The organism is Rubripirellula tenax (genome assembly GCF_007860125.1).
Lineage (GTDB): Bacteria > Planctomycetota > Planctomycetia > Pirellulales > Pirellulaceae > Rubripirellula > Rubripirellula tenax.
In genome coordinates this window covers 648,417-665,645 of the sequence record NZ_SJPW01000002.1, presented here as the reverse complement: position 1 = coordinate 665,645, position 17,229 = coordinate 648,417, and the positions used below count along the sequence as shown (strand labels likewise).

At 57.8% G+C, this 17,229-nt stretch carries 12 protein-coding genes; 5 read left to right on the top strand and 7 right to left on the bottom strand.

The window, feature by feature from the left end:
• Nucleotides 1-10: 10 nt before the first annotated feature.
• The 6 genes from leuD to Poly51_RS30350 all read right to left on the bottom strand — a co-directional run bounded on the left by leuD (nucleotide 11) and on the right by Poly51_RS30350 (nucleotide 6,643).
• A complete protein-coding gene (leuD, locus tag Poly51_RS08230) occupies nucleotides 11-604 on the bottom strand; it encodes a 3-isopropylmalate dehydratase small subunit (protein ID WP_146456177.1) in 594 nt (197 codons plus the stop codon).
• 100 nt (nucleotides 605-704) lie between these two features.
• A complete protein-coding gene (gene leuC / locus Poly51_RS08225) occupies nucleotides 705-2,126 on the bottom strand; it encodes a 3-isopropylmalate dehydratase large subunit (protein WP_146456175.1) in 1,422 nt (473 codons plus the stop codon).
• 214 nt (nucleotides 2,127-2,340) lie between these two features.
• Nucleotides 2,341-3,351: an NAD-dependent epimerase gene (locus Poly51_RS08220; protein WP_146456173.1), complete on the bottom strand. Its 1,011-nt coding sequence runs from the start codon at nucleotides 3,349-3,351 to the stop codon at nucleotides 2,341-2,343.
• A 19-nt stretch (nucleotides 3,352-3,370) separates the two neighbouring features.
• Nucleotides 3,371-3,574: a hypothetical protein gene (locus tag Poly51_RS08215; RefSeq protein WP_146456171.1), complete on the bottom strand. Its 204-nt coding sequence runs from the start codon at nucleotides 3,572-3,574 to the stop codon at nucleotides 3,371-3,373.
• Between the two features lie 113 nt (nucleotides 3,575-3,687).
• Nucleotides 3,688-5,544: a glutamine--fructose-6-phosphate transaminase (isomerizing) gene (glmS, locus tag Poly51_RS08210; RefSeq protein ID WP_146456169.1), complete on the bottom strand. Its 1,857-nt coding sequence runs from the start codon at nucleotides 5,542-5,544 to the stop codon at nucleotides 3,688-3,690.
• Between the two features lie 358 nt (nucleotides 5,545-5,902).
• A complete protein-coding gene (locus tag Poly51_RS30350; RefSeq protein ID WP_186775421.1) occupies nucleotides 5,903-6,643 on the bottom strand; it encodes a hypothetical protein in 741 nt (246 codons plus the stop codon).
• A gap of 228 nt (nucleotides 6,644-6,871) precedes the next feature.
• Here Poly51_RS30350 and Poly51_RS08195 point away from each other — a divergent pair, with 228 nt between their 5' ends.
• The 3 genes from Poly51_RS08195 (at nucleotide 6,872) to Poly51_RS08185 (ending at nucleotide 13,720) form a co-directional block, all read left to right on the top strand.
• Nucleotides 6,872-9,019 (top strand): S8 family serine peptidase, encoded by a 2,148-nt coding sequence (locus Poly51_RS08195; protein ID WP_146456163.1) that lies wholly within the window; start codon nucleotides 6,872-6,874, stop codon nucleotides 9,017-9,019.
• 91 nt (nucleotides 9,020-9,110) lie between these two features.
• On the top strand, nucleotides 9,111-11,288 hold the full coding sequence (locus tag Poly51_RS08190) for an FdhF/YdeP family oxidoreductase (RefSeq protein ID WP_146456161.1): 2,178 nt from the start codon (nucleotides 9,111-9,113) through the stop codon (nucleotides 11,286-11,288).
• Nucleotides 11,289-11,503: 215 nt separating this feature from the next.
• Entirely contained in the window at nucleotides 11,504-13,720 is a 2,217-nt protein-coding gene (locus Poly51_RS08185; RefSeq protein ID WP_146456159.1) for a hypothetical protein, read from the top strand.
• A gap of 35 nt (nucleotides 13,721-13,755) precedes the next feature.
• Here Poly51_RS08185 and prfB read toward each other — a convergent pair.
• A protein-coding gene (gene prfB / locus Poly51_RS08180) for a peptide chain release factor 2 (protein WP_390621754.1) occupies nucleotides 13,756-14,869 on the bottom strand; the annotation gives its coding sequence in 2 pieces (ribosomal slippage) (nucleotides 13,756-14,799 and nucleotides 14,801-14,869; 1,113 coding nt in all).
• Nucleotides 14,870-14,944: 75 nt separating this feature from the next.
• Here prfB and mnmA point away from each other — a divergent pair.
• Both mnmA and Poly51_RS08170 read left to right on the top strand, forming a co-directional pair.
• Nucleotides 14,945-16,081: a tRNA 2-thiouridine(34) synthase MnmA gene (gene mnmA, locus Poly51_RS08175; protein WP_146456156.1), complete on the top strand. Its 1,137-nt coding sequence runs from the start codon at nucleotides 14,945-14,947 to the stop codon at nucleotides 16,079-16,081.
• A gap of 251 nt (nucleotides 16,082-16,332) precedes the next feature.
• Nucleotides 16,333-17,127 (top strand): hypothetical protein, encoded by a 795-nt coding sequence (locus tag Poly51_RS08170; protein WP_146456153.1) that lies wholly within the window; start codon nucleotides 16,333-16,335, stop codon nucleotides 17,125-17,127.
• Nucleotides 17,128-17,229: the final 102 nt, after the last annotated feature.

The window sequence follows — 17,229 nt, the reverse complement described above, 5'->3', positions numbered from 1 at the left end:
GACGAATCGACTACCAGGTTCGTGCGTTCTCGTACTCGGTGATCTTCGATTCGTGCAGCAACGTTTGTGCGATGTCGTCCAATCCGTGCAACAGGTTGTGACGACGACTGGAATCGACTTCGAAAGATCGATCAAAACCTTGGCCGTCGGAGATCGTTTGATCTTCCAAATTGACGGTCAACTGGTACGGGGAATTTGCTTCGGCACGCTTGAACAATTCATCGATGTCGGCTTCGGAAAGCTTGATCGGAAGAACGCCGTTCTTGAAACAGTTGTTAAAGAAGATGTCGGCAAACGAAGGCGCCAGCACGACTCGGAACCCGTAGTCTTCCAGCGCCCAAACGGCGTGTTCGCGAGAAGAACCGGATCCAAAGTTTTGGCGCGCGACCAGGATCGACGCGCCTTTCACGTTGGCTTGATTGAGTTCGAAGTCTGGATTCGGTGTTGTACCATCGTCCAGGAAACGCCAATCGAAAAACAGAAACTGGCCAAAGCCGGTTCGTTCGATCCGCTTCAAGAATTGCTTGGGAATGATTTGGTCGGTGTCGACATTGGCGCGGTCCATCGTCGCAACGGCGCCGGCGTGAATGGTAAAGTTTTGCATTAGAAGTAGGTATCAGGTTACAGGTATCAGGGAAAAGCCAACTGGCAGACAGATTGGTTCCGTTGGAGGAAACATAAAACCTGTCGCCTATTACCTCTTTTTACTTGTAGTTCCAGCCGCGGATGTCGACGAAGTGACCTTCGACGGCGGCGGCGGCGGCCATGGCGGGGCTGACCAAGTGAGTGCGTCCGCCCTTGCCTTGTCGGCCTTCGAAGTTGCGGTTGCTGGTGCTGGCGCAACGTTCGCCCGGTTCCAGCTTGTCGGGGTTCATGGCCAGACACATGCTGCAGCCGGCTTCGCGCCAATCGAATCCGGCTTCGATAAAGACCTTGTCGAGTCCTTCTTTTTCGGCCTGCAGTTTCACTTGCCCGCTGCCGGGCACGACCATGGCGTTAACCTCCGATGCAACGTGATGTCCTTTGACGACAGCGGCTGCGGCACGAAGGTCTTCGATGCGGGCGTTGGTACACGAACCGATGAAGACTCGGTTCAGCGTCACGTCCTGGATCGGCATGCCCGCTTTCAAGCCCATGTATTCGAGTGCGCTGGCGGTCGACTTCTGTTCCGTCGCATCGGTGAAATCCGACGGATCGGGAACGCGATCGGTGACGCTGCGAACTTGGCCGGGGTTGGTGCCCCAAGTGACTTGCGGTTGAATGTCTTCGCCGCGGTACACGTTGGACACGTCGTAGGTGGCGCCCGCGTCGGTCGGCAATTGTTTCCAACGCGCGATCGCGGCGTCGAAGTCCTTGGGCGATTCGGGAAGTCCGCGCAGGTAATCGAACGTGGTTTGATCCGGCGCGATCATGCCGGCGCGGGCACCGGCTTCGATCGACATATTGCACACGGTCATGCGTTCTTCCATCGATAACGCGCGGACGCAGTCGCCGGTGAATTCGAGCACGTATCCGGTGCCGCCGGCGGTTCCCAACTTGCCGATCAAGTACAAGATCATGTCCTTGGCCGTGACACCGCGAGGCAACTTGCCGTCGACTCGCAGTTCCATATTCTTGGGTTTGAACTGCAACAACGTTTGCGTGGCCAGAACGTGTTCGACTTCGCTGGTTCCGATCCCGAAGGCGAGCGATCCGAACGCGCCGTGAGTGGCGGTGTGCGAGTCGCCACAGACGATCGCCATGCCGGGTTGGGTGTAACCGTTCTCGGGGCCGATGACGTGAACGATGCCTTGGCGGACGTCGTGGATATCGAACAGCGTGACACCGAACTCTTTGCAGTTTTCTCGAAGCGTTTCGATCTGCTTGCGGCTGATCGGATCGGCGATCGGCAGGCTGCGATCAGACGTCGGGACATTGTGGTCGGGCGTCGCGATCGTTCGCTCGGGGCGGCGGACCGGGCGGTTGTTCAGCCGCAATCCTTCGAAGGCCTGAGGGCTGGTCACTTCGTGGACCAAGTGCAGATCAATGTACAAAATGGCCGGGCCCGACTGGGGCGCGTCGACGATGTGCTGGTCCCAAATTTTTTCGAGCATGGTCCGCGGAGCGGACTTGTTGGCGTCGGTCATGTGCGTTTTTGCCGCTGCAAAGGGCGGCTCAAAAGGGAGAAAAACGGTTGATTTACCTGCCACTGTCAACTGTCCTCGGCGGACTGTCAACGGCTAGCGGCGTTTTGTCGGGCGGACGTCGCGAGCGGGCTCGCCCCGCGGCGGCAGCGAGTTCGCCCCGGGGAAGCGGGGGAGACAAAATCGTCTGAGGCGGCCGAGCTCGAGAAGGTTCGGGTCAAACCGAATAATACTGACGATACCAATCGACAAAGTTCTTGACGCCGGTTTCGATCGAGGTTGCCGGTCGGAAGCCGACGGCCGATTCGAGGGCTTCGATGTCGGCAAATGTGGCGGGCACGTCACCGGGCTGCATTGGCATCAGATTCCGATTCGCCTTCATCCCCAGAGCTTCTTCGATGACTTCGATGAATCGGCCCAGTTCGACCGGTTCGTTGTTGCCGATGTTGTAGACGCGATAGGGCGCCGCGGAGGTCGACGGGTTGGGGTTGGCGGAGTCCCAACTCGGATCGGGGACCGCGATCTGTTGGCTGGTTCGGTCGACGCCTTCGACGATGTCGTCGATGTAGGTGAAGTCTCGCCGCATTTTACCTTCGTTGAAGACGTCGATCGGACGGCCTTCGATGATGGCTTTGGTGAACAAGAACAACGCCATATCGGGACGTCCCCAGGGACCGTACACGGTGAAGAAACGCAGTCCCGTGGTGGGCAGTCCGTACAGGTGACTGTACGTGTGAGCCATCAGCTCGTTCGATTTTTTCGTGGCCGCATAGAGCGACAAAGGATGATCGACTCGCATTGATGTCGCGAACGGCATTTGCGTGCCGCCGCCGTACACGCTGCTGCTGCTGGCGTAGGTCAAGTGGGGCGTCTTGGCGTGCCGACATGCTTCCAAGATGTTCAAAAAGCCGACGATGTTGCTTTCCGTGTAGGCCCGCGGATTCTCTAGCGAGTATCGCACGCCGGCTTGGGCGGCCAAGTGGATCACACGGTCAAAGTCGTACTTAGCGAACGTTTGATCGATCGCTGATTGGTCGGCGAGATTTGCTTCGACGAGCGTGAATCGCGGATCGGATTGAAGCCGTTTCAACCGATCCCGCTTGAGGTCGACACTGTAGTAGTCGTTGACGTTGTCCAAACCGACAACGTTGACGCCGCGATCAAGTAACCGCCGGGACAGGTGAAAGCCGATGAAGCCGGCTGCGCCGGTCACTAAATAGGTGGTCATCCGTGATCTTACATTCGCTTTAGATAGGTTCTTCGATCAGATGCTCTTCCATCGAATCGATCCCGCCGGGGACGATCTTGGTGACGTTCACCTTGGTTCGACGGAGCTCTTCGATCTCGGCAGCCATTTGGGAAATCAAGTTAGCGATTTCGCCACCGGCAACATCACCCAGGTTGACCATCAAGGCTTTGCGAGCGCTGTAAGTAAGTCCGTGCTGTTTCATCGAAATCTCTTCGTGCTGTCGTCATGGAGAAGGAAAAATAGTTGCGCCCGATAATGGGGGGCGACTCTACCGCTAGTTCAGGAATAGTCCGGTCGCTGTCGAATGCAATCTTTCTATTCGACGGTCACGCTTTTTGCCAAATTTCGTGGCTTGTCGACGTCACATCCGCGCAATAATGCGATGTGGTACGACAACAACTGCAATGGCACAACCGTTACGATCGGCTGCAGGAACCCGGGGACTTGGGGGACACGGATGACGTCGTCGGCAATCGCGTCGATGTGCGGATCGTCGTGGCTGGCGACGGCGATGATCGGTCCGCCGCGGGCTTTGACCTCTTCCATGTTGGCCATGACCTTATCGTGCGTCGTGCCTCGCGGGACGATGAACACGCTCGGCGTTTGCTTGTCGACCAGCGCGATCGGGCCGTGTTTCATCTCGGCTGCCGGGTATCCTTCGGCGTGGATGTAGCTGATTTCTTTTAACTTCAGCGCGCCTTCCAACGCCGTCGGGAAATTGTATTGGCGGCCCAGGTACAAGACGGTCGTCGCGTCACAGTACTTTTTGGCAACGTCGCGGACTTGTTGGTCACACGTCAGTGCTTGTTGCACGGCGGCGGGCAGCCGGCGTAGTTCTTCGATGAAACCTTGGCCGGCCTCGTAGCTCATGTGACGGGTGCGACCAAAATACAACGCCAACATCGCTAACACGCAGCACTGGGACGTATACGCCTTCGTGCTGGCCACGCCGATTTCGGGGCCGGCATGCAAGTACACGCCGCCATCGGCCGCTTGGGCGATCGAGCTAGCGACGACGTTACAGATCGCGAGTGTGCGGTGACCTTTGCGTTTGGTTTCTCGAAGCGCCGCCAGCGTGTCGGCCGTTTCGCCGCTTTGCGTGATTCCGAACACCAACGTGTTGTTCTCGATCGGCGGATTGCGATAGCGAAGCTCGCTGGCGTATTCGACGCTGACGGGAATACGGGCCAGCTCTTCGATCAAGTATTCGCCGACCAGGGCCGAGTGCCAACTGGTTCCGCAACCGGTCAAAATGATCCGCTCGACGCTGCGCAGTTGCTGGGGCGTCAGGTTCAGTCCACCGAACACCGCAGTGGCGTCCTGATCGTCCAAACGTCCTCGCATCGCGTTGCGAATCGATTCAGGTTGCTCGTAGATTTCCTTGAGCATGTAGTGTTCGTATTCGCCCAGCGAAACATCGCCGGTGTCGACTTCGAGCGGTCGGATGTCGACGCGGACTTTGCCCGAGTCGCGGTGCAGCACCGAAAAACCTTCGGGCGTTAACACCGCGATTTGGTGATCGGCCAAATAGACGATCCGGTCGGTACGTCCGGCCAACGGCGACGCATCGCTGCTGACAAAGTACTCGCCTTTACCGACGCCGATGACCAGGGGACTGCCGAAGCGAGCGGCGATCATAAAATTGGGTCGGTCACGAAACGCGATCGCCAATCCGTAGGTTCCGCGAAGTCGTGCGATCGAGGCTTGGACCGCCGTCAAATAGCGAACGTTGGGCTGGTCCGCGATCTCGGCCGTGTTCTTCAGGTTTTCGGCAATCAGGTGCGCGGCGACCTCGCTGTCCGTATCCGAATGGAAGACGTAACCCTTTTTGATCAGTTCGTCTTTGAGGATTTGGAAGTTCTCGATCACGCCGTTATGGACCAGAACCACCTCGCCATCGCCGCCCAAGTGCGGGTGAGCGTTGGGTTCGGTCGCCGGACCATGCGTAGCCCAGCGGGTGTGCCCGATTCCCATCGTTCCCACGGGCGAGACCGAGCCGATGCGATCCACCAAGGAATCGATGCGTCCGACAGATCGCGTGATGACAAACGATTCGCCGCCGTGAATCGCGACACCCGATGAATCGTAGCCGCGATATTCTAATCGACGCAGTCCATCAATTAAGAACGGGCATGCCTCATCGCTGCCGACGTAACCTACGATTCCGCACATACTTCTTCTCGTTTGCAGTTCACCATTGCGTCCGGGCTGTCTTGAGCGCGGAGAGGTCGAATGGTGTATTTTTTTCCAAAACCGCCTCTCGAGCAAGAGCGCCGAACGGGAGGGACGTTTTTAGAATTTAGTCCAGATAACATTGCTACCAAACGGAAAATATTTACCGTTCGGCGACAATCAACGGATAGACACGATAGGCGCGTGCCGCCGCAGAGGGAAGTCGCAAAGTTCGGGCGTCATCGCCAGAAACCGTGATGCGCAATAATCCGCCATTAGCCGCGGTGCAGTGAACGTATGTCGCGTAACGATTTCGCCGGCCCGCGCAGCCACGCACCTGACACGATCAAGAAACCGATCAAGCCGCCCGCCGCCCCTGTGCTGCACCAGTCGAGTAAGCCTTCCAGGTGTCACCATCGCGATACAACAGTGTGGTTTCGCTGTGCGAGACCCGCGAAATCAATTTCAACATCGCCTCGTCCTGCCATTGTTCGGCCGCGGTCGCGACCAAAATCAAATCGACGGCTCCGATCGTATGGGCGACACGGACCAATCCGCGGTCGATCGGCTCGGGGTACACCTGAGGACGAATTGACGCACCCCGAAGGGTTTGGTGAAATTGCTTCAGTGTCGTCTCGCCACCGGCCATCTCGAACTGATCGATGACGATGTAGCGGACGGTCGGCACCGCTTCGACGGACTCGCCCTCGGCAGCGACCGGAGGCACCGGCCACTGATTCGCAAGCGTTCCCAAGACGGCGATCGCACGCGATCCGTCTTCGACGTTGATTTCCAAGACGGTGCGGATTTCCCGTCCGGCAGGAGCGGCGAGGGCTTTGATCTGCTTGCAAAGAGAAGCGTGTGGCCCCGAGGATCCAAAAATCCCTAACATCGATGACCGTGCCGGTTTGGGCGTCGGCTTCGACGCGGGCCTGCTCGCCGCCCCCGTGTGGGCGGCAACACTCGGCTTTGAAACAGCGGTTTCAGGCTTCGAATTCGCTGAATTCGACACCTCTGCGACGCTCTTTACCTCGACCGTTTCGGTCTCACTCGATGCGGATCGACCACGAAGGGTGTTCCAAAGTTTCAAAAGCGGCATCAGACGAAGCCTCAAAGAGCAGAAAAGCAGGCGCGGATGTAACGACTTGTCCTTTTAATTCGGCATTTGGGCGTCGGTTCGTCGACTGCTTTCGTCGAAGGTCGGGTTAGGCAGGTCGCGCGTGACTGTGCGACCTACGCTTGGTTTGGGGCGCCCTATCCGAAAGTTCGCCAATCGGCGCAATCCGGCGACTCCCCCCCGCTTTCGAATTACTTTGAGTCCACCCGCTTGTTCACAAGAGACTCCCTGAACGCCGACGCGCACCGAATCGAGCCGTGCGAACGACGACTTGCACTGTCTGCATCGCTGGCGGGTGACTTGATGCTGGACGCATTGGGCGGGACGGTTCTGGGTGGGACGAATCTAGGCGGGACGGGCGATGACCTGGACCTGCAACACAACGTCCCCGTTCCGCCACCGGCCGAACTGCATGACGATACCGACACTGGCGTCGCAGACTTCGACACCACTGACTTACGCGGCGCTGGCCAAACCGTCGTTGTGATCGACAGCGGGATCGCGTGGGACCATCTCGCATTCGCCTCGCCCAATGGTGGCACAGGCTTCGGTCCTGGATACCGCGTCGTTGGCGGATGGGACTTTGCCGAAGACGATGCCGACCCCTATGACGATGGGCCGACCGGCTTCCATGGAACCCACGTTGCCGGAACGCTAGCAGGAAAAACAAACGACTTCACCGGAGTCGCGTCGGACGCCGACATCGTCGCGCTTCGCGTCTTCGACGATCATGGCAACAGCCAACTGCAATGGATCGAATCGGCCCTTCAATGGGTACACGCCAACCGCAACGCCTTCGACTCGCCGATCACGACGGTCAATCTATCGGTCGGCGCGGCACTATCAGATGCCAATCAGGCGATCGCGATGCAGATGCTTGAAGATGAATTCTCGCTGCTGCGCCAGGACAATATCCTGGTGTTCGCCGCGGCCGGAAACTTCTTCGACGGCGGCGATGGCAACACGGGATTGCTGTACCCCGCGTCAAGCGATTCCGTTGTGCCCGTGTCGTCGATCGACGGTAACGGCGAACTCAACGAGTTTGCACAACGACAATCCGATATCTTTGCCGCAAGCGGGCGATCCGTTTCCAGCTCGGTTCCCGACCATGTGTTCGGATGGGACGGACGGGTCGACGATTTCGCGGCACTCGACGGCACCAGCATGGCGTCGCCCCAAATTGCCGGCGCCTCGATGCTGGTCCGGCAAGCGATGATCGACGAAGGGTTGTCGCCGACCGCCGACAATATTTTGGCGCGGATGCGAGATACTTCGATCGAGCACACCGATCCAACGACGGGCCAAACGTATCGAACGTTGGACTTGGCTGCTGCCCTGGTCGGCCAACCCGCGACGCAAGCAACCATCGATCACTTCGACGGTTCGGTGGAAAGCGAACACGTCCAACTGGATCTGCGCGACGGCATCGTGATGCGAGTTGGCGAAAAAACGTACTTCATCGATCCGGCGCACGATGGTGCGATCGTCATCGATGTCGGAGGTGGCTACGATTCGCTGTCGATCTTGGGCAGCGACGCAGCCGAACGTTTGATCTTGAATCCCAGCGGCGACGAAGTCGGTTCGTCCACGGGCTCCCTTTCGACCAATGCGTTTACGATCCAACTGCGAGGATTTGAGAAGGTCGCCTTCGAAGGTGGTGGAGGCCCCGACCGGGCTTCGTTGTTTGATTCGACTTCGTCGGACCACTTGGATTCGCGTCCAGGACTGGCGACGTTGAAGGGCGTCGGGTTCGAGTACACCGTGACGGGTGTTCCGAAGGTTTACGTGCACGCAACCGCCGGCGGTAACGATGTCGCGTTCTTGAACGACAGCAGCGGCGACGACTCGCTTTCGGTTCGACCGCAATTCACCAGTCTGCGAAGCGACGACTCGTTCCAACTGGCTTACGGGTTTGAACGGGTCTACGCGTACGCCACCAGCGGTGGCAACGACATCGCCGAAATCTATGACTCGGCCGGCGACGATACGATGAGCATTTCATCGGGTCGGTCCATCATCACCGGACCGGGTTACCACGTCAGCGCCTCGGGATTCGAGTCGACCATCGGGTACGCCACGGGCGGCGGCAATGATATCGCACGGATTTATGCCGACGAAACGAGCTCGAACTGGGACGTTGCGACCGATCGCGTCCAGTGGACCGGCCAGGACGCGGCGGTCCGCATCGCTCGCGGATTCGAACGCACCGAAGCGTTCGAGCAGTTTGAACCCATCGAACTGATTCCGCTTTCGACCGGCGTCGCGTCGACACCATGGTGGGTCGAAGACCCGAAAATCCGTGCGGAACGTGATGCCGAGGCCTCGCGATCGCTGTTCGCGGCGTTGGGCGAAGAATAGGAAGTGTGAACGGCCCGTGCTGCTGGGCCCGCCGATCGGCTAAACTAGTCCCACGGTCATCGTCCCATTCCTTTCTAGGAAGTAACCAGCAGTGAAAGTCGGAAGCGGCGGCGGATTTCGCGCGATTCTTTACACCTTCAAGAAAGGCAAAGAAGCGGGCGGCGTCTGGAAACTCTACAAGGCTCTTCGATCACGCAACTCGTGCAAGACGTGCGCCCTTGGCATGGGCGGACAAAAGGGTGGCATGGTCAACGAGGCCGGGCACTTCCCCGAAGTCTGCAAAAAAAGCATGCAGGCGATGGCCGCCGATATGCAGCCCGGCATCGATCCGAATTTCTGGAAGAAGACTTCCATCGCCGACTTAAAGGCGATGACGCCGTATCAGCTCGAGCGGCTGGGCCGTTTGATCCACCCGGTTCGCTATCGCCAAGGCGAATCGCACTACGAAGTCATCACGTGGCAAGAAGCATTCGATGCGATCGCCGCCAAATTCGAATCGTTGACGCCCGACGAAACGTTCTGGTACTTCAGCGGCCGCAGCAGCAATGAAGCCGGCTTCCTTCTGCAATTGATGGCTCGTGTCTACGGGACCAACAACGTCAACAACTGCAGCTACTATTGCCACCAAGCAAGCGGCGTCGGCTTACAATCCAGCGTCGGCAGCGGCACGGCGACGATCCAATTGGACGACTTGGAAGAATCGGATTGCGTGTTCCTGATCGGCGGCAACCCGGCCAGCAATCACCCGCGTTTGATGACGACGTTGATGAAGATCCGTCGTCGCGGTGGCACGGTCATCGTGATCAATCCTGTCAGAGAAACCGGGTTGGTCCGTTTCCGCGTGCCCAGCGATCCGGTGTCGTTGATGCTGGGCACCAAGATCGCCAGCCATTACTACCAACCGCATATCGGCGGTGACTTGGCGATGTTGTGGGGGATCGCCAAAGCGGTCAAAAACGCTGGCACCTTGGACAACGATTTCATGCGTGACCACTGCCGCGACAGCCAAGAATGGTTGGCCGCGGTGGATCGTTTGTCATGGGAAGAAATCGAAACCAAGTCGGGCGTCGCGCGCAGCGAGATCGAAGAAATCGCAAAGGTTTACTCGAACGCCAAACGCGTCGTGTTCTCTTGGACGATGGGCATCACGCACCACGCCAACGGTGTCGAGAACGTCCAAGCGATCGCCAACTTGGCGATGTGCCGAGGCATGGTCGGCCGCCCGGGTTGTGGGTTGATGCCGATCCGCGGTCACAGCAACGTTCAAGGCATCGGCAGCGTCGGCGTGACACCAAAATTGAAGGATCAGATCTTCGATTCTTTGCAATCAAAATTCGGCGTCACTTTACCCACGACAGTCGGCAAGGACACGCTCGAGTGCATGGAGTCGGCCGCCACCGGCGAAATCAAAGCCGGCTTCTGTTTGGGCGGAAACCTGTACGGTTCCAACCCCGATTCGACGTTCGCGGCAACCGCGATGTCGAACTTGGAAATGAACGTGATGCTCAATACGACGATGAATACCGGCCACGCGCACGGATTGGCGGCCGAGACGATCATCTTGCCGGTGCTGGCACGCGACGAAGAACCCGAACCGACCACCCAAGAATCGATGTTCAACTACGTTCGGTTGAGTGACGGTGGTCCGCGACGTCTGCCCGGTCCGCGTAGCGAAGTGGAAATCATCGCCGCCATCGGTGAACGATTGATTCCGGACGCCAAAGGCATCGATTGGACCGCAATGAAACAGACCGCGACGATCCGCGATTGGATTGGCGCCGTAGTTCCCGGTTACGGAAAAATCACCGAAATCGGAACGACCAAAGAAGAATTCCAGATCGACGGTCGAACGTTCCGCGAGAAAAAATTCGGCACCGAAGACGGTCGCGCGGTGATGCACACACACACGCTGCCCAACTTGAAGGGCCTCGGCCAACAAGAACTTCGCATGATGACCGTTCGCAGCGAAGGTCAATTCAACACCGTCGTCTATGAAGAAGAAGACCTTTATCGGAACCAAGATCGCCGCGACATCATCTTGATGCACCCCGACGACTTGAAACGCCTTGGATTGCAACACGACCAACGCGTCACCATCAAAAGCGAAACAGGTTCGCTGCCCGGGATCCTTGCGCGGGGCTACGAAGAAATTCGTCCCGGCAACGCTTTGATGTATTACCCCGAATCGAATGTGCTGGTGTCTCGCCAAGTCGACCCGGCCAGCAAAACGCCGGCATTCAAAAATGTGGTCGTGACGATCGAAAAGTAACCAGCCCCTTGTTCAGCGTTGCTTTCGCTAACAACCGGCTAGACATGGGAAAGAAAGCCGACTGACTGGAAGCGTGCTGACAGTCTTTCCCAGATGCCAAAAAGCGTGAAAGTCAGGTGGACACACGGCCGGTGGTCTTGATATAGCCCAACCTTCGATACCGGCGTTCCACGGAAGGAGCCTCGGTCCGAAGTGCCTATCGCTGGGATCGCCCGATGACTGCCTTATTCAATCTGCCGTTTGTTTCCGCCATCTTCTTTGTGCTCGCAGGCATATTGATTGGCCACCTGTTGTGGTTTCACGACCGAACGGGTGATAGCGAAAAGATGAATGGGCTGGAGAGTCGCTATTTCAAGGCTCGCGGATCGGCGCGTCAGCGGAAACGGGAATTCGTGAAACTGCAAAAAGACAACGAGTTTGCGTCCACGGAACTGGAATCGCTCCGTGCGCAGTACGAGTCCCTCAAACAACAAAACGAAGATCACCGATCGGCTGCCTTGGCAGCCGGTGACGAATTGGCGAGGCTTCGCGGCGAACGCGATCTTTCGGATGAAAAATTCGGCAGCGAACTCAAACGCAGCGAAACCGTTGTAAGTCAGTTGCAAGAAGCACTGAAGCTGAAGACATCAGCAGAAAATGACTTGGAACAACGCACGACGTCCTTTGTCGAACTGCAAACCAGCCACCGCGAACTCGAGGTCGAGATCGAGAGCCTCAGAACACGCCTCGAAAAGACAGACAAAGCGTCGTCGGGATATTTGCAAACGATCGATGCGCTGAAACGACAGGTCGGCGAGCACGGACACACCGTGGTGGAGACAGAACAACTTCGCTCGCGACTGGAAGTCGAAGTCGAACAACTACGCCGCGAGCTAGAAACGCAAGCCGACGCGGCCCAGTCGGCCCAGGAAAACGTCGCGATGCTGACCGACCAATTGGCCGATCGTGACGAATCGGTACTTCGTTTCGAGCAAACGCAAGTCGCGCTCGAAACTGAAATCGAACAATTACAACAAACCCTCGACGCGCAAGCGTCGGCGACGGACCAATCGCAGTCTCAAAACGCCAAGACGATCGCGACCCTTCGCGAAGAGGTTGCAACGTTGCGGTCGAATCACGAAGCGGCCGACCAATCGCTCAAAGAAACGCAGACGGACTTGGTCGCACGCTGTGAAGACCTGGACTCTATTCGCGAATCGAATGTCGAATTGCAATCGAAAATCGATGCAATGGCGATCCAGATCGCTGAACAAAATGAACAGATCGAACTGTTCGAAGAGATGAAGATCGAACGTAACGAATTGGCGACTGATCTGCAGTCCGCCGCCAGTTCGTTGGCCGAGCAACGGTCGATGCTGGAATCGCGAGAAGCGGAAGTCGAACAATTGCGAGCCCAGTTCGACGAACTGCAACATCATCTGGCCACGTCGTCCAAGCAAACGGCCGAGATGCAACAGCAAAACGAATCGCTGACCGGTGTGATGGGCAAGCGAGACCAAGCGATCGCTCAGCTGCAATCTCAAGTCGCTCAATTGCAAGCCAAGTTACAGGAAGCGTCAACCGAGAAGGATCGAATGGTCCAACAACGCGAATCGCTTACCAAATCTGTCGCCGAACGAGACCAAGTGGTCGCGAAGCTGCAACAGCAAGTCGACGAGCTATCGCCGCTACGCAACGAGCTTGCCGAGATCGCGACGGTGCTGGGCGAACAGAAGACCGTCAATCAACAACGTGTCGAGCAGATCGCCAACCAGAAGGCCGAACTCGTCAAAGCCGTCGAACAGCAAACCGCCCAACGCCAACGGGCCGCCGAACTGGAAGAACAACTCGGCAAACGGACCGAACAGATTCAATCGCTACAATCTCAGTTGGCCGAACTAGAGAAAACGAAAGCGACGCTGGGCGAAACTCGCCAGCAACTGGCCGTTACTGCAAAGCAAGTCGCGGATGTCACCGGTCAACGGGACGAGCTTGCGAAGTCGCATGGCGAGATGGAAAAATCGCTCGCCGAACTGCACAGCCAAGTTCAAAATCAGTCATCCAACGTCAACGACTTGACCAAGCAATTGCAAGCGAAGACGAAACAGCACGATCAATCGATCGGCGCATTGTCGGACATGAAGCAAACCGTCGATGCACAGCGGGCCAACATCACCAAGCTGGCATCCCAGTTGAAGGCGGCCGAGCAATTGCGAACCGAGAACAAGTCGCTGCAGGATCGCGTGACCGATTTGATGGCACACCTGAAACGGGTCAGTGCCGAGCATGAAGATTCGCTGGACGCCAACAGCAAGGCACTCGATCGCATTCGCAATCTCGAAGCCGACTTGCACGATCACGCCGCTAAGATCCGCGACCTACGCCGCGAACGGGCGTCGATCGCGGGATTGGACGGCCGCGACGAAGGTCAATCAATCCGACGCGCGGCTTAGTGGGGAAGCCGTAACGGCAAAAGGAAAAACAACGGCTACGACGTCGCTTCGATCTTGCCTGCTTTTAGCATCAAGAACGCGTCCAAAAATCCTTGCAGTTCGCTGCCGTCCATGACGCTGTTGAAGTTGCCGACGTAGTGCCCGGTCCTAGCATCTTTGACGCGCTGGTCGGGGTGCAAGAAGTAGTTCCGGATCTGGCTACCGAATCCGGTTCGAGCTTGCGTTTCATACTTGCGAGCTTCCTCGGCCTCACGACGCTCCTCTTCGATCCGAGCCAACTTCGCGCGCAACATCTTCCAAGCGGTTTCCTTGTTCTGATGCTGGGATCGTTCGTTTTGGCACTGAACGACCGTGTTGGTGGGGACGTGCGTCAAACGAACGGCGCTGTCGGTTTTGTTGACGTGTTGACCGCCCGCACCACCGGCCCGATAGGTATCGATCCGAACGTCCTTGTCTTCGATTTCGACGACGAACGAGTCATCGATCTCCGGCGAAACACTGACGGCGGCGAAACTGGTTTGACGTTTCCCTTCACTGTTGAAGGGGCTGATCCGAACGAGTCGGTGCATGCCTTCTTCGCCTTTGAGGTAGCCATACGCCATCGGTCCGCGGATCGCGATCGATGCGTGGTTGATGCCGGCTTCGTCGTTGTCTTGTCGGTCCAACAGTTCGATCTTGAAGTCCTCGCCGACGGCCCACGCCGAATACATCCGCAGCAACATGTCGGCCCAATCGTTCGCGTCGGTACCGCCGTCGCGCGCATTGATTGATAGGATCGCACCGGCCGAATCGTTGGGACCGTTTAGCAATGCCTTCAGTTCGAGATCGTCGAGGATCTTTTCTAACCGGGCGATTTCCGACGCAACTTCGGCGACGATCGAATCGTCGTCTTCGGCCATTTCGAACAGCGCCGACATATCCTCGGCCGAGCTGGTCAATTCCGTCATCGGGCCGACGATCGCCTTGAGAGCCTTCAATTCCATCACGGTCTTCTGGGCCGATTCGTTGTCGTTCCAGAAATCCGGCTCGCCCATCTTCAGCTCGATCGCTTTGCCTTCCTGCAATTTGGCAGAGTAGTCAAAGAGAGTCTCCGAGCTGTTTCAGTCGCTTGGTGATCTCTTTGCTGCGATTGACGAGGTCGGCGTCCATGGTCGTTTCTGGCTTTTTCAGTAGGATATAGAGTTCACGACTTTGCTTCGTCGTTGGTTTCCCTGGTGAATATACATGGCTCGGATTGTTCTCGCGATGAGTGGCGGCGTTGATTCGAGCGTTGCTGCGCACCTGCTTTTGGATGCCGGACACGACGTCGTCGGTGTCTTCATGCGGCACAGCGACGAATCGAGTGCCGTGTGCAAAGTAGACGATCAAGCCGCTTCGACTAGCCTTCCCGTGCTGGGGGGCATGGCATCGGGGCGTGCCGATCACAAACAGGGTTGCTGTACCGCGTCGGATGCTGCCGATGCTCGCCGAGTGGCGACAAAGATGGACATTCCTTTTTATGCACTCGACTTGACCGACGATTTCCGGCGGATTGTCGATTACTTCGTCGACGACTATTTGACGGGGCGAACGCCAAACCCGTGTGTGCGTTGCAACCAGTGGATCAAGTTTGGTCGTTTGTTCGACTATGCCGATGGCATCGACGCCGAATTCGTGGCGACCGGGCATTACGCCCGGATGGAAAAAGCCGCCGGCGTCAACCAACTTCACCGGGGGTTGGACTCGAACAAGGATCAATCGTACGCCTTGTTTGGGATTCGGCGTGACCGTTTGGATCGGATGCTGTTGCCGGTTGGCGGCTTTGAAAAACCTCGCATTCGTGAAATTGCCGAAGGCTTGGGGTTGGGCGTTGCGGGGAAAAAAGACAGCCAAGAGATCTGTTTCGTCACGCAGGGTCACCACAGCGATTTCGTTCGGGCCCGTGATCCGAAGCGGTCCGCTAACACCGATGGCGAGATTGTCACGACGGAAGGCAAAGTCGTCGGCCGGCACGCCGGATATGAAGCGTTCACCGTCGGCCAGCGGAAGAAATTGGGGGTCGCGATGGGCGAACCGTACTTCGTCGTCCGCATCGAACCGGACACGCGGCGCGTCGTGATCGGCCGCAAAGAGTCGCTCGAGAGGGACGGATTGACGGCCGGCGAGGCCAATTGGTTGGTCGACGTTGGCGACGTTCCCCAACAGGTTTCGGTCCAAATCCGTTACAACGGATCGCCGAAACCGGGGACAATTTCGATCGACCCGGACTCCCCCGATCGGTTCGCCGTGCGGTTCGACCAGCCGGAATTGGCGGTCGCGCCAGGCCAGGCGGCGGTCGTCTACGACGGGACTCGTGTGATCGGTGGGGGCTGGATCGAGTGACGCCGGCCACCGATGCTGGCCCGAACTTTAATAAAAATGTCGGTCGACGCAGGGCCGACGCGATCGCCGCACACGTGATCGAAAACCCAGAAGCGAGGGGACTTGGCCGGAAAAAGTTTGCCGCGTCCCCAACCCACGACTACAGTTTGGTGGACATAGTCCAAACACCAGCGGGCCAAATCAAGTCAGTCCAAGCTTGGCCCCACCAGCACCATCTAGACCGAAAGGTTTGGGGGAGAATCGCGGATACGATGAAAAAACTAATCATGGCTGTCGTCACGTGTGCCCTGTTTTCGAGCACCGCGGACGTCGAAAACGCCCAAGCCCAAGGGCAAAACGCAGTGTTGGCCGACTACTACGGCCAAGGTGTTCACGCTTATTACGCCGGTCGATCGTCCGAGGCTTACGAGCTGCTTTCGACGGCCATCAACAATGGGATCAAGGATCCTCGGGCATACTATTTTCGCGGTATCGTCGCCACGCAGACCGGTCGCGGTTATGAAGCCGATTCTGACTGGCAACAGGGTGCCGAGCTGGAAGCGGCCGGAAAAGGCAGTGGATCGGTCGGCCAGGCGCTGCATCGTTTTCAGGGTCCCGAGCGGCTGAAGTTGGAAGACATTCGCCGCAAAGCCAAACTCGATTACTTGGCCAACGCCGAAGCCCAGTCACGGCAACGCTATGGCGAATTGGGCGTCCAAGGCAGTCCTTCGGCTCCGCGAGTCGCACCGGCACCGGCTCCTTCAGCAATCCAGCCTCCGCCTCCGGCCCCCGTCGCAGCGGAACAAAATCCGTTTGGCGAAAGGAACGAAGAGCCGAAGGTTGAATCCGACGACGCCCTGGCCGATGCAATGAATGACCCCTTCGGTGGGGACGCTGCGACACCAGCAGATGCCGGTGCAGCCGACGCGCCGGCGGATCCGTTCTCAACCGGCGGCGATGCCGCAGACCCGTTCGGCGGTGGTGGCGACGCGATGGCCGACCCGTTCGGTACCGATGCCAGCAAACCGGCCGCCGACCCGTTCGGAGACGACCCATTCGGCAACTAAACGCCGGAACACTTCTTTTGCGTTGATCGATAACGAGCGGTTGGATTTTCCAGCCGCTCGTTTTTTGTTGCCACCGCTGCTCCTAAACAGGCTCGCGTCGGC

Excerpts from the sequence above, each read along its gene's own strand:
- leuD (WP_146456177.1), bottom strand. The coding sequence starts at position 604 with ATGCAAAACTTTACCATTCACGCCGGCGCCGTTGCGACGATGGACCGC.
- leuC (WP_146456175.1), bottom strand. The coding sequence starts at position 2,126 with ATGACCGACGCCAACAAGTCCGCTCCGCGGACCATGCTCGAAAAAATT.
- Poly51_RS08220 (WP_146456173.1), bottom strand. The coding sequence starts at position 3,351 with ATGACCACCTATTTAGTGACCGGCGCAGCCGGCTTCATCGGCTTTCAC.
- Poly51_RS08215 (WP_146456171.1), bottom strand. The coding sequence starts at position 3,574 with ATGAAACAGCACGGACTTACTTACAGCGCTCGCAAAGCCTTGATGGTC.
- glmS (WP_146456169.1), bottom strand. The coding sequence starts at position 5,544 with ATGTGCGGAATCGTAGGTTACGTCGGCAGCGATGAGGCATGCCCGTTC.
- Poly51_RS30350 (WP_186775421.1), bottom strand. The coding sequence starts at position 6,643 with ATGCCGCTTTTGAAACTTTGGAACACCCTTCGTGGTCGATCCGCATCG.
- Poly51_RS08185 (WP_146456159.1), top strand. The coding sequence starts at position 11,504 with ATGACTGCCTTATTCAATCTGCCGTTTGTTTCCGCCATCTTCTTTGTG.
- mnmA (WP_146456156.1), top strand. The coding sequence starts at position 14,945 with ATGGCTCGGATTGTTCTCGCGATGAGTGGCGGCGTTGATTCGAGCGTT.
- Poly51_RS08170 (WP_146456153.1), top strand. The coding sequence starts at position 16,333 with ATGAAAAAACTAATCATGGCTGTCGTCACGTGTGCCCTGTTTTCGAGC.